11 protein-coding genes are annotated in these 12,255 nt (G+C 51.0%); 8 read left to right on the top strand and 3 right to left on the bottom strand.

Translation table 11 applies throughout. The annotated features are described in order from the left end of the window. The first annotated feature begins 32 nt into the window (after positions 1-32). Positions 33-1,775 (top strand): D-aminoacylase, encoded by a 1,743-nt coding sequence (locus AB1K62_RS05605; protein ID WP_367001937.1) that lies wholly within the window; start codon positions 33-35, stop codon positions 1,773-1,775. 62 nt (positions 1,776-1,837) lie between these two features. On the opposite strand, the gene AB1K62_RS05600 is transcribed toward AB1K62_RS05605, so the two are convergent. The 3 genes from AB1K62_RS05600 to dnaN all read right to left on the bottom strand — a co-directional run bounded on the left by AB1K62_RS05600 (position 1,838) and on the right by dnaN (position 4,640). Continuing rightward, on the bottom strand, positions 1,838-2,920 hold the full coding sequence (locus tag AB1K62_RS05600; RefSeq protein ID WP_367001935.1) for a transporter: 1,083 nt from the start codon (positions 2,918-2,920) through the stop codon (positions 1,838-1,840). A gap of 65 nt (positions 2,921-2,985) precedes the next feature. After that, complete coding sequence (locus AB1K62_RS05595; RefSeq protein WP_367001933.1) at positions 2,986-3,399, bottom strand: hypothetical protein; 414 nt, start codon at positions 3,397-3,399, stop codon at positions 2,986-2,988. A 125-nt stretch (positions 3,400-3,524) separates the two neighbouring features. Next, entirely contained in the window at positions 3,525-4,640 is a 1,116-nt protein-coding gene (dnaN, locus tag AB1K62_RS05590) for a DNA polymerase III subunit beta (RefSeq protein WP_367001932.1), read from the bottom strand. Positions 4,641-4,916: 276 nt separating this feature from the next. Here dnaN and AB1K62_RS05585 point away from each other — a divergent pair, with 276 nt between their 5' ends. From AB1K62_RS05585 to AB1K62_RS05555, 7 genes are all read left to right on the top strand, one after another. Continuing rightward, on the top strand, positions 4,917-5,573 hold the full coding sequence (locus AB1K62_RS05585; RefSeq protein WP_367001930.1) for a histidine phosphatase family protein: 657 nt from the start codon (positions 4,917-4,919) through the stop codon (positions 5,571-5,573). Next, on the top strand, positions 5,570-6,064 hold the full coding sequence (locus tag AB1K62_RS05580) for a hypothetical protein (RefSeq protein ID WP_367001929.1): 495 nt from the start codon (positions 5,570-5,572) through the stop codon (positions 6,062-6,064). Before AB1K62_RS05585 ends, AB1K62_RS05580 begins: the two co-directional genes overlap by 4 nt. A gap of 155 nt (positions 6,065-6,219) precedes the next feature. Continuing rightward, positions 6,220-7,947: a hypothetical protein gene (locus AB1K62_RS05575; RefSeq protein WP_367001927.1), complete on the top strand. Its 1,728-nt coding sequence runs from the start codon at positions 6,220-6,222 to the stop codon at positions 7,945-7,947. Positions 7,948-8,011: 64 nt separating this feature from the next. Continuing rightward, complete coding sequence (rlmN, locus tag AB1K62_RS05570) at positions 8,012-9,259, top strand: 23S rRNA (adenine(2503)-C(2))-methyltransferase RlmN (protein WP_367001925.1); 1,248 nt, start codon at positions 8,012-8,014, stop codon at positions 9,257-9,259. A gap of 126 nt (positions 9,260-9,385) precedes the next feature. Beyond that, positions 9,386-10,198 (top strand): cytochrome b/b6 domain-containing protein, encoded by an 813-nt coding sequence (locus AB1K62_RS05565; protein WP_367001924.1) that lies wholly within the window; start codon positions 9,386-9,388, stop codon positions 10,196-10,198. Between the two features lie 62 nt (positions 10,199-10,260). Then, positions 10,261-10,971, top strand: a complete 711-nt coding sequence (locus AB1K62_RS05560) for a molybdopterin-dependent oxidoreductase (RefSeq protein ID WP_367001922.1) — start codon at positions 10,261-10,263, stop codon at positions 10,969-10,971. Positions 10,972-11,006: 35 nt separating this feature from the next. Further along, positions 11,007-12,248, top strand: coding sequence for a cyclopropane-fatty-acyl-phospholipid synthase family protein (locus AB1K62_RS05555; RefSeq protein ID WP_367001920.1), 1,242 nt, complete (start codon positions 11,007-11,009; stop codon positions 12,246-12,248). Positions 12,249-12,255 lie beyond the last annotated feature (7 nt).

Here is a 12,255-nt window from a genome sequence, read left to right as displayed (position 1 = left end):
TTACGCTTAAAAAAAATAAAAGGAGAGACTCGATGCATGACATGGTAATTCGTGGAGGTACGGTAGTTGACGGGACGGGCGGAGAGCCGTTTGTTGGTGATGTTGCCATTGACGGAGACCGCATTTCACTGGTCGGGACAGTGACAGCGCAGGGACGCGAAGAAATTGACGCTACCGGAAAGATCGTCAGCCCGGGTTTTGTTGACATTCATACCCATTATGACGGGCAAGCGACGTGGGACGATGAAATGGCTCCGTCAAGCTGGCACGGTATTACCACGGTTGTTATGGGCAATTGCGGTGTCGGATTTGCTCCGGCGCGGCCCGACCGGCATGACTGGCTGATCGGTCTGATGGAAGGTGTCGAGGATATACCGGGCACGGCGCTGGCCGAGGGAATGAACTGGAATTGGGAAACTTTTCCCGAATATCTCGACGAGCTGGACAGAATGCCGCGCACTGTGGATGTTGCGACACATGTTCCGCATGGCGCTGTACGTGCCTATGTATTGGGTGACCGGGAGCGGCCCGGTGCAGTGCCGACTGACGATGATATCGAGCAGATGTCTAAAATTGTTGAAGATGGCCTGAAAGCCGGAGCGCTTGGTTTTTCAACTTCCCGCACAATCCTGCACCGCTCGGTTGACGGGGAGCTGGTGCCCGGTACGACTGCGACCAAAGAAGAATTGATCGGCATTGGCCGCGCAATGGGGCGTGTTGGTTATGGCGTCTTTGAAATGGCATCCGACCTTAACCGCGAATGGAATGAATTTGACTGGATGGGCGATTTGAGCCGTGAAACCGGTATGCCCGTAACCTTTGCGGCTTTGCAGTCGATTGCCAAGGATCAAACACTGGACGAGCAAATTGCCAATATGCGGGCGCAAAATGATAATGGTGCCAATATTGTTGCCCAGATTGCCCTACGCGGCAACGGTATTGTCATGGCATGGCAGGGCACAGTCCATCCGTTCATGCGTCATCCAAGCTGGTTGGAGATGGAAAATCTGTCATGGGATGAAAAATACGCGAAATTGAAAGACCCTGCTTTCAAGGCGCAATTGCTCGGCGAAACCAGCACACCGCCTAAAGAAGTAGACATGATGCCAGTGTTTATGATCGTGACACAGGGATGGGCCGCGCAGTTCGAGATGGATGAGGATTTCAACTACGAACCGAAAGCCGACGAAAGTATAGCGGAGCGCGCGAAAACTGCAGGAAAATCACCGGCCGAATATGCCTATGATTTGATGATGACAGATGACGGCAAGGGCTTTATTTATTTGCCACTGCTTAACTATAATGACGGGAACCTCGATTTTCTTGAGGAATTGCAACAGGCTGACGACACTGTAAACAGTCTGTCAGATGGCGGTGCACATTGCGGCACTATTTGCGACGCGGCAAGTCCGACCTTCATGCTGGAATATTGGGTGAAAAACCGGGATCGGGGCACGATAAGTCTGGCGCATGCAATTAAACGGCAATGCCTCGACACCGCGCGGCTCTATGGCTTGAATGATCGCGGATTGCTGAAACCTGGTTATCTTGCCGATGTGAATGTGATTGATATGGACCGGATTAAGCTCGGTAAGCCGTGGCTGGCCTTTGACTTGCCCGCAGGTGGTAAGCGTCTGCTGCAAAAAGCGGAGGGCTATGATTATACGATCAAGTCCGGGCAGGTCACATTCAAAGGCGGCGTGGTGACAGACAAACGCCCCGGCGGCCTGATCCGTGGTCCGCAACAGGTCGAGCTGCTGGAAGCAGCAGAATAGAACATATATGTGCTCCGCATCAAATGTGATGATGCGGAGCACAAACATTTTGGCTTTTGGTTTTAAAAGGCTTTTTGCCAACCAATAGTCAGCATCCAGTCGCCGGCCATTTGTGGCCCGTTCAGGTCCTGATAGACAGGCGCGCCGACTTCAATTCCCAGCCTGTGACCGGCCAGTGGGCCATGTGTCCCGACCAAATTGATGCCACCAATTATATCAACGCGCTCACCGCCCTGAAAATCGGGGTTAGCGGTCTGCACCGGCCCCATAATCATCGGGTCGATTCCCTGAACTTTGCCGGTTGAGCGGCCCATGACACGGCCAGACAGGCTGATCCACTGGGCAGGGCGATAGCTGACCCAGGTTGTGAGTTCGTGGACATCGCCAAAACGGTATCCCTGATCATTGGTTCCCGTGCGGATTGTCCCTGAATATTGCGAACCCATTCCAATCGCGCCGTGCCAGCTTTTATAGGTCACGGACGGTTTAAGATCCCAGGTTCCCGATCCACTTTGCATCATATAAGGTATGCGGATTGTTGGCTCCATGCCCATAGGCGTAAGGATTTTCGCGGTTTTGGTTGTTGAGCCGGTCGGAATCGAAACAGCAGCGCGAACATTAAGCTCATGCTGATCCTCTCCTTTACGATCAGCTACGCCAAATATCGGAAAAATGCCTCCAAGCGTGATGTCGCCAAGTCCTTTGGGATTGGTAGAAAATGTGCCCTGGATATGAGTGCCCGCTGCATGGGCAAAAGTCGTATGCTCCATCTCCTTTTCAACATAATTGCCCATTGCGAGCAGCGTGATCCAATCGGTCGGGGCATACATGGCTCCTACCATCGTCATGTCGGTCCGCATTTCCGTGGGCACGATACGAAGCGTTGGCGGTTGTCCCGGCATGGCGGCAAAGCGGTTGGGGATGCTAGTCACAATGTCTTCAGGTGATATATTGTTGGTTCCGATCTGGTTGCCGCTCATCTCCATGTGCATATGACGAACGGAAAACATAAACTCGCCCTTTTTATGGGCGTGATCGGCCATCACGCCAATGGGCGCATGGTCGTCGGCCCTGACATCATGGGCAAGAGTAGGCGTAGCAAAGCAAGCAGCGACAAGCGCGCCCGCCAAAAGCGAATATTTCATAGATTTTTCCTGTAATTGTCTGAATTTGTAGCTTCCGGAGTTATCCGGGAAGCCGATAAATAATGTCAGACGGTTACAGGCGGTCCGGTTGAGGGCGGCAGATCGATCCGGTGACGGATAGCAAAACGGCGCTGTGTTTCGGGTTCATGGGGCGCAGCAACCTGATCACGGAGCGCTATTGTCGGCGCGGAAGCGAGGAGAGCGGCTCCGGTGGCAGCGGCAAAGATACACACGGGGTTGGCTGCTTCCGGCGCATCCTGTTCAACCGGACCGCCATAAACCAAGGATAGTAAAGCATAGTCGGGATGATCCGGAGTGATGGCCAAGCTGGTGTCGGTATGGCCGGAACATAATTTAATGGAAAAACCGTCAGAAGACTGCCCCGGCATAAAACCCTGCGGCGTCAATGCGGTAAGAAATACCGCCAGCAGTGCCAGCGGATATAAAAACAGGACCGGTGCGCGTCTATAAAATGGCATGACTTACAGGCTTCTGCCTAAGACAGAGATGCCACGGGCAGTAAATAGGCCTCCACAAAAGCAGTTTTCAGCACAGATCATGCTATCCTCGGAAAGGCCAAATTACCCATTCGATCCGGACATGCTTATACACGCATAGGCATCAGCACATAGAGCGCCGAGCTTTTGTCATTTTCGCGTATCAATGTCGGAGCACTTGCATCGGCAAGGTGAAGTTCGACATTGTCGCCTTCAATACCGCCCAATATGTCGAGCAAATAGCGAGAATTAAAGCCGATTTCAAAAGGATCATTTTTGTATGAACCAGGCACATCTTCTGCTGCTGTACCGTTTTCTGGCGAAGTGACGGACAATGTGATTTTGTCCTCGCCAAGCGCCATTTTAACCGCACGGGTTTTTTCGGTTGCGATAGTCGATACGCGGTCAACGCCTTGTGCAAAGCTTTTCGGATCAATTTTCAGGATTTTGTCATTTCCGGTCGGAATGACGCGGGTATAATCCGGGAAAGTTCCGTCGATCAATTTGCTGGTCAGGATGGCCGTGCCAAGGGTGAAGCGGATTTTACTCGCGGACAGATCAATCTGGATGGATGCTTCGCTGTTTTCATCCAAAAGTTTACGTAGTTCGTTTACGCATTTACGCGGGACAATCACATCAGGCATGCCTTCGGCCCCCGCAGGGCGTGGCAAGGTTACACGGGCCAAACGGTGCCCATCGGTAGCAGCGGCTTTCAATACCGGTGTTTCTTCATCCTGCACATGCAGGAAAATACCGTTCAGATAATAGCGCGTTTCCTCGGTTGAAATCGCAAATCTGGTCTTATCGATAATCTGGATCAGTGAAGCCGCTGGCAATTCGAAACTGGTGGGTAATTCACCTTCGGCAATGATCGGAAAGTCATCACGGGGCAAGGTTTGCAGGTTAAACCGCGCGCGGCCTGCATTCACCTTCATTTTGCCATCGGCAGCATCCAGTTGCACCTGCGATCCATCAGGCATTTTACGAACTATATCAAATAATGTGTGCGCGGAAACTGTAATGGAGCCAGCTGTTTCTACCTGCGCCTCGACCGTGGCGACCACTTGCAGATCAAGGTCGGTTGCCATTAATTTTATGCCGCCACCTTCGCTGGCTTCGATTAAAACATTAGACAAAATGGGGATAGTATTGCGCCGCTCAACCACTGACTGGACGTGGTCCAGACTTTTAAGCAGTGCTGCGCGTTCAATAGTCGCTTTCATAAGCTGTCCTTCATTTTCTGTCCCCGGCGGTGTTTAACCACGTTGACCACTGTGTCCCATTATATGCCCCAGAGCTGTGTTCGGGCACGGCAAAAGACTCCGTCCAGTTCACAGATAGTCATCGCTTCATTAACAATATCGACCGATAGGGCAAGCCCGATACAAAGCTGATGAAATATAATGTCATGAAAATCTGTGGAAAAAACCCCTAATGCGGCTAAACCCGTTAGAGATATCATCCATAGACATAGTTCAGGGGTAATTTAGATCTTAGATATGAGTAGTTTAATCAAGGATATGGGGACAAACGGGAAACGGCTGTTTATCGCCCGTCATGGAGAAACAATTTTCAATCTGGCCGGGCGGATACAAGGCAATGAAGCCCATACTCCGTTGACCCAGCGCGGCTTTGCCCAAGCGAATGAAATGGGTAGCGCACTGGCACGTTATCTGGAAGATTCCGGCAATGATCTGGAACTGGTCGCTTCCGACACCGGACGGGCGTTACAAACCCTGTCGGTGATATGCGAACATATTAATATGGACTGGCATCAGGTCGCCGCTGATCACCGGTTGAGAGAAATTAATATGGGCGAATGGGAGGGAATCTATTATCATGCGCTTGATGGCCAACTCCAGATTGACAGGGAACAGGGCTTGTTCCTCAGTCAGGCACCGGGTGGAGAAAGTTACAGCGATATTGTCGGCCGGTTGAAAGATTGGATTGCCGAGCAGAGCTTTGAACGCGACATGCTGTTAATCAGCCATGGTATGACCAGCCGGGTTTTGCGCGGTTTGTTGACCGGGCGAGAACCATTGGAATTGATCAGTGCGCCCATGGCCGAAAGTCTGCCTCAAGGCTCAATGGTGCAGATTGTCGATGGCGTGGAAACAATAATCCACCTCGGGTCAGGAGAGAGCGAAAAGGCATGAGGGTTTATGCCGTGCTTTTTATCTTTGTTTTGATTGTCGCAGCCGGTCCGGCAGCGGCAAAGGTTTCGCTTGGCATTTTCAACAGTTGGGGCGCGTTCCGCGATCCGGCCGTCCCGCGTTGTTACGCCATTGCTGAGTCAGAGGAAATTACCGGCAAAGCACAGCGCAAATCCTATGTCTCGGTTGGCTACTGGCCACGGCGCAATATTCGCGCACAGTTCCATGTGCGGTTGAGCCGGGACCGTTCAACCAATAGCCGGGTGATGGTCGGAATCGGGGGCCGCCGGTTTCAACTCACGGCCAACAGGTCGGATGGTTGGTCTCAAGATCGCAAAATGGATGCCGCGATTATAAAGGCGATACGTTCGGCAAATAGCATGACCATCGAAAGCACAGGTCGCGATGGTCGCCCGATTGTTGACGCCTATCTTTTGCGCGGCGCTGCTACGGCAATTGATGCTGCCTCTCTGGGTTGTTCCAAACAGCATTAATTTACGACTGACCCGCGCTATTACACTTGTTAATAGAATATAACGGCAAGAAATGCGTTTTTCTTCGATTATTTGTCAAAAATAGGCTATAATGCCGCCAAATAGTTTCGTGCGTATCCGGTAATTGATTTTATAGTCATCCAGCTGAGGGTTCCATGAACAAAGCAGCCAGTATAATCGTTGTAAATATTCTTTCTTTGGGGCTAGCAGTCGCGCTATCTCCGGCCAGTTCAAGCACGGTTGCTACCGCTGCGGAAGCCGGGAAAGCAGATGTAGCCAAAGCAAATAAAGCCGATATAGCCAAACGTGCCGGAGCACCCCTGTTCGACGGATTGGGTGACTATAACCGGCCCATCACAACGACTTCACAATCCGCTCAACGCTACTTTAATCAGGGAATGATACTGTCCTTTGGCTTTAATCATGCCGAAAGCATCCGCTCTTTCCGTGCAGCGCAAAAGCTGGACCCCCAGTGCGCCATGTGTTTCTGGGGGGAGGCTTTGGCAACCGGTCCCAATATCAATGTGACGAGCAAGGGTAAGGCGGTGATGAGCGAAAAGGACCGTCGAGCGGCTTATAAGGCCATTAATCGGGCGCTGGCGCTAAAAGACAATGCATCGCCCTTGGAACAGGCGCTAATCGAAGCGCAGGCCAAACGCTACAACGGCGATCCGTCTACCCAGCGAGAGCCATTGGACCTTGCTTATGCCAATGCGATGGGAAAAGTGGTGAGCGCCTATCCCGAGGATGACGATGCAGCAGCAATCTACGCCGAAGCGTGGATGAATACGATGCCTTGGGATTATTGGTCGGCAGACGGCAAGCCAAAGGCAGAGACAGAAAAAGTCATTGCCGCACTGGAACGGATAATTGCACGTAGCCCGAAACATCCACTGGCATTGCATCTTTATATACATGCAGTCGAAGCATCGAATAACCCGGGCAGAGCGGAAGATGAAGCCGATGCGCTGGCTGGTCTTGTCCCTGCTTCCGGGCATCTGGTGCATATGCCTTCCCATATTTATTGGCGTGTCGGGCGCTATGACGACGCGGCAAAGGCCAATATTCGCGCAGCGGCTGTGGATGAGGAATATATTGCTGCCTGCAATGCTCAGGGGTTTTATCCAGCGCTCTATTACCCGCATAATATCCATTTTCTGTGGGCAGCAACCAGCATGGCTGGACAGAGCGAGCTGGCGACGGATACAGCAAAAAAACTGGCCGCCAATGTCCGGCTTGAACAGATCGAGCAATTTCCGACTGTTGAGTTTTTCAAGACAATCCCGATTTTAACGCTAACCCAATTTGGCAAATGGTCAGAGATCATGGCGCAGCCGGCCCCGCCCGATAATCTCGATTATTCGAACGCGATCTGGCATTATGCCCGTGGTATTGCGCTTGCCAATACGGGGGATAGCGCCGGGGCAAAGGCCGAACGTGCCAAGCTTGCGGCAGTAAAAGACTCAGTGCAGATACGTTTTCTGGACAATGCGGATTATCCCGCCAGTGTGCTGCTGAATATCGCTGATGACTTGCTTCAAGGTGAAATCGCTTTGAAATCCGGCAATTTTACTGAAGCGGTCAAACATTTTCAGCACGCTGTGAATAGACAGGATGAGCTGCCCTATATGGAGCCGCCTTTCTGGTATTATCCATCCCGCCAGTCTTTGGGTTTTGCGTTGATGCAGGCCAAAGACTACGCAAAGGCCGAAGCAGTATATCGCCGTGATCTGGAAGATTATCCACGCAATGGGTGGTCAATGTCGGGACTGGCTGAGGCACTGTCCGCCCAAGGTAAAGCAGAGGAGGCGGCCAAGGCCCGGTCAGCGCTTGATGTGATTTGGTCTAAGGCAGATGTTACGTTACAAGGCTCGCGGATTTGAGCGTTGGTCTGTTGTCGGCTGCTAAGGCTGGCAATTTCAGCAGAGCCACACTATATGCGGCTTCATGCAAATGCCCGGCCATATTGATCCTGTACCGATCCCCGCGAAAGTAACCCCCCGTGATGACGGGCGCGTTGACCTGATTGGTCTTAGCGTAGCTGAAATCAAAGATGTTTTGATACAGGCGGGTCTGGAAGAGAAGCAGGGAAAACTGCGGTCAAAACAGCTTTTTCATTGGATATATCATCGCGGGATTACTGATTTTGGGCAGATGACCGATATGAGCAAGACGTTGCGGCCGTGGTTGGCGGAACGGTTTGTGATTGGTCGTCCAGACATTGTCGAGGCGCATCTGTCGGAAGACGGAACGCGTAAATGGTTGCTGCGCTCTGCGGATAAACAGGAATATGAAATGGTTTTCATTCCTGATGAGGATCGCGGAACATTATGTATTTCCTCGCAAGTAGGATGCACGCTTAACTGCCGTTTTTGCCATACGGGCACGATGCGGCTGGTACGCAACCTAACGCCCGGTGAAATCGTTGGACAGGTCATGCTGGCGCGCGATGATCTGGGTGAATGGCCCAAAGGCGTGATGGATTTTATTGACGAAGATGACGCTGAAAATACCAAAGAATATAATCAGGCGTATAAATCCGATGGACGCCTGCTGACCAATATTGTGCTGATGGGCATGGGTGAACCGCTTTATAATTTTGACAATGTACGCGATGCGATGAAAATTGTCATGGACGGGGCTGGTCTGGCCCTGTCGCGTCGCCGGATCACCCTGTCGACCAGCGGCGTGGTGCCAATGATTGCGCGCGCTGGCGAGGAAATAAACGTCAATCTGGCGATTTCGCTGCACGCGGTAAACAAGGAAACGCGCGACGAGATTGTCCCGCTCAACCGTAAATATTCGATCGAAGAATTGCTTCAGGCTTGTGCCGACTATCCCGGCTCCAGCAACTCGCGGAGGATCACGTTTGAATATGTGATGTTGAAAGACAAGAATGACAGCGACAATGACGCCCGCGAGTTGGTCAATCTGTTACGGCATTATGATTTACCGGCGAAAGTTAACCTGATTCCATTTAATCCATGGCCGGGATCTGATTATGAATGTTCCACGCCTGAACGGATCAAGGCTTTTTCCAAAATTGTGTTTGATGCCGGTATCAGCGCACCAATAAGAACACCGCGCGGGCGCGATATCATGGCTGCTTGCGGTCAGCTTAAATCGGCAAGCGAAAAGAAAAGCCGGGCCGAGTTGGATCGTCTTGCGGAAGAAAAACAAGCGGCTTTGGGATAAAAGGATATTGAAAACGGGATTAAAACCCCGTCCCTGCCATATTCGCACGGCAGATAATCGACACATGCGCCAAGCAATGGCAACCATCTGCTTTCCTTTGCCGTGCCAATTGGTAAGATGCTTCCGATGACTGAGGAGCGCTCTATCAAGCCTTTGAAAAAACACCGGCTGCCTACCCGGATATGGCACTGGGTTAACGCATTGTGCATCTTGGTAATGGTGATGAGCGGGCTAACGATTTTTAATGCACATCCACGTTTATATTGGGGAGAATATGGAGCGAATGATGATTATGCGTGGGCGGCTGTCGGATCATCGCAAAGCACTGGGTATGTCAGAATAGGCAATAGGAAAATCGATACTACCGGTTACATCGGCAATTGGCGGGACAGCGCAGGCAATATTCAGACATGGGCCATTCCAGGATGGGCTACTATCCCTTCCTATTATAGCTTGGCTGAAGGACGACGCTGGCATTTTTTCTTCGCTTGGGTGTTTAGCATTGCCCTTACTTTATTCATGATAATATCATTATTAAACCGGCATGTGCAGAGAGATATTCACATCAAACGCGCTGAATGGCAGCCGTCACATATATGGCGCGATATTAAAAATCACCTGCGGCTGCGTTTCCATGAACCGGAATCCACCCATATTTATAATATCCTACAGAAGTTCAGCTACATCGCGGTGATATTTGTCTTGCTGCCGTTAATGGTTTTTACCGGCCTTGCTATGTCCCCGGCTATGGATGCCAACTGGCCTTGGCTGACCGATATTTTCGGTGGCCGTCAATCCGCGCGATCAATCCACTTTCTAGGCATGTTTTCGCTGGTACTTTTTTTTATTTTTCACATGATTGCATTATTGCTTGCGGGTCCGATTAAACAGACTTGGGCAATGATTGCCGGGGGCGAACGGGAAGCAGTGATAAAATGATAATTAGCTCAAAAACACCATTATTGAACAGACGGTCACTGCTCACCGCGGGCACCGTAGGTATGGGGAGTTTATTGAGTGGTTGTGATGCACTGAGCCGTAATCCGTCTTTTCAGAATATATTGAGCAGCGCTGAAGGTGCCAATTTTATGGTTCACCGTGCTTTGGGTGACCGTATGCAATTGGCCAGCGAATATAATTTTGCGGATATTTCCCCGAAGTTCCGCCCTAATGGTACACGCGATCCTGGCACAGCAGATTACACAGCCAGTGCTGCGAAGGGCTTTGCGGACTGGCAATTGCGTTTAACCGGGCTGTTTGCCAAGCCCCAGAATTTTTCGTTAGCGGCGTTACAGTCCATGCCACAGCGAACCCAGATTACCCGTCACGATTGCGTTGAGGGTTGGAGCGCAATCGGTCAATGGACCGGAGTGCCACTGAAACTGCTACTTGATCTGGCGCAATTGCATAGCAGCGCGAAATTTTTGGTATTCCACTGTGCGGACAGACTGGGTGGGCGGCCTTATTATGAAAGCATCGATTTGCTGGATGCCTTTCATCCGCAAACGATATTGGCATATCGGTTAAATCAAGAAGCTCTCCCCATCGCCAATGGGGCGCCATTGCGACTTCGGGTGGAACGGCAACTGGGCTATAAACATGCCAAATATGTTACGGGGGTTGAAGCAGTAGCGACGCTGGAAAATATCGGCGCCGGTAAGGGCGGCTATTGGGAAGATGTTGCCAATTATGAATGGTATGCAGGGATTTAAGGCGATGGGTAATTTTATGCTAAAGGAGCACAGGAATGTCCATATTAGGTCGTTTATTGAACAGTCTGGTAAAGCAGGGAACACTCGTAATCGTCCATCCTGATGGTTCGATGGAGAGTTTTGGCCAGTCAGAGGCCGGATTTCCGGATATTATTGTTCGGCTTGCTGACAAAGGAGCAATGCGTCAGATATTGCTTGATCCGCGATTAGGTGCTGCCGAAATGTTCATGGACGGGCGCTTGATAATCGAGCAGGGCGACATCATGCAGCTCATTCAACTGGCTCGTGCCAATAGGCGGTGGGAACGGGGCGGGCAGTTTGTTGAAACGGGCTTTTTGAAAAAAGTTCAGGGCTATATTGCCGGCAGCCTGGACCGGTTTAACGGGCGAAGCCGATCCAAGGCAAATGTAGCGCATCATTATGATTTAAGCCGGGGATTATATGAACTGTTCCTAGACAAGGACATGCAATATAGCTGTGCCTATTGGACAAACCCTGACAACACGCTTGAACAAGCGCAGTTGGATAAAAAAGCGCATATTGCTGCGAAGCTGGATTTGAAGCCGGGCCAACGCGTGCTGGATATTGGCTGTGGTTGGGGCGGTATGGCAATATACCTGCATCAGCAATTTGGTGTTGATGTGCTGGGCATTACATTGAGCGATGAACAGCTTAAAGTCGCGCAGGAGCGAGCTAAAAAAGAAGGTGTAGCAGATAGGGTCAGGTTTGAATTGATCGACTATCGCGAGCTTGCGGAGCGTGATGCAGGCAATTTTGACCGGATTGTTTCAGTCGGTATGTTTGAGCATGTCGGCACACCAAATTTTAAAACATTTTTTCAATGTTCCGCGAATCTGATGACCGATAACGGCGTGATGCTGCTCCACACCATCGGGCGGATGGGGCGGCCGGGAACAACCGATGCGTTTACCCGTAAATATATTTTTCCGGGCGGATATATTCCTGCGCTAAGCGAGACATTGCAGGCAAGCGAGCATTTCCGCTTAATACCGACTGATATTGAAACGCTACGGCTACATTACGCGTTGACATTGCGCGAATGGTATAAGCGCACGACCGCGAACAAGAACAAGATCGTTGCGATTTACGACGAACGGTTTTTCCGGCTGTGGACTTTCTATCTTGCTGGTGCGACGGCGGCGTTTGAAAGCGGAGGCATGTGTAATTACCAGATTCAGTTTAGCCGTAATCGCCATACGCTGCCCATCACGCGAGACTATATTGGAGAGGTTGAAAAACATCTGCACGTAGAATGATAATAGT

Origin of the sequence: Parasphingorhabdus sp. JC815 (genome assembly GCF_040717415.1) — a bacterium.
Taxonomy (GTDB): Bacteria; Pseudomonadota; Alphaproteobacteria; order Sphingomonadales; family Sphingomonadaceae; genus Parasphingorhabdus.
This window is presented reverse-complemented; position numbering and strand designations above follow the sequence as displayed.

What these genes read in the sequence shown, in the direction of transcription:
- AB1K62_RS05605 (WP_367001937.1), top strand. Translation starts at nt 33, where the DNA reads ATGCATGACATGGTAATTCGTGGAGGTACGGTAGTTGACGGGACGGGC.
- AB1K62_RS05600 (WP_367001935.1), bottom strand. Translation starts at nt 2,920, where the DNA reads ATGAAATATTCGCTTTTGGCGGGCGCGCTTGTCGCTGCTTGCTTTGCT.
- AB1K62_RS05595 (WP_367001933.1), bottom strand. Translation starts at nt 3,399, where the DNA reads ATGCCATTTTATAGACGCGCACCGGTCCTGTTTTTATATCCGCTGGCA.
- dnaN (WP_367001932.1), bottom strand. Translation starts at nt 4,640, where the DNA reads ATGAAAGCGACTATTGAACGCGCAGCACTGCTTAAAAGTCTGGACCAC.
- AB1K62_RS05585 (WP_367001930.1), top strand. Translation starts at nt 4,917, where the DNA reads ATGAGTAGTTTAATCAAGGATATGGGGACAAACGGGAAACGGCTGTTT.
- AB1K62_RS05580 (WP_367001929.1), top strand. Translation starts at nt 5,570, where the DNA reads ATGAGGGTTTATGCCGTGCTTTTTATCTTTGTTTTGATTGTCGCAGCC.
- AB1K62_RS05575 (WP_367001927.1), top strand. Translation starts at nt 6,220, where the DNA reads ATGAACAAAGCAGCCAGTATAATCGTTGTAAATATTCTTTCTTTGGGG.
- rlmN (WP_367001925.1), top strand. Translation starts at nt 8,012, where the DNA reads ATGCAAATGCCCGGCCATATTGATCCTGTACCGATCCCCGCGAAAGTA.
- AB1K62_RS05565 (WP_367001924.1), top strand. Translation starts at nt 9,386, where the DNA reads ATGACTGAGGAGCGCTCTATCAAGCCTTTGAAAAAACACCGGCTGCCT.
- AB1K62_RS05560 (WP_367001922.1), top strand. Translation starts at nt 10,261, where the DNA reads ATGGGGAGTTTATTGAGTGGTTGTGATGCACTGAGCCGTAATCCGTCT.
- AB1K62_RS05555 (WP_367001920.1), top strand. Translation starts at nt 11,007, where the DNA reads ATGTCCATATTAGGTCGTTTATTGAACAGTCTGGTAAAGCAGGGAACA.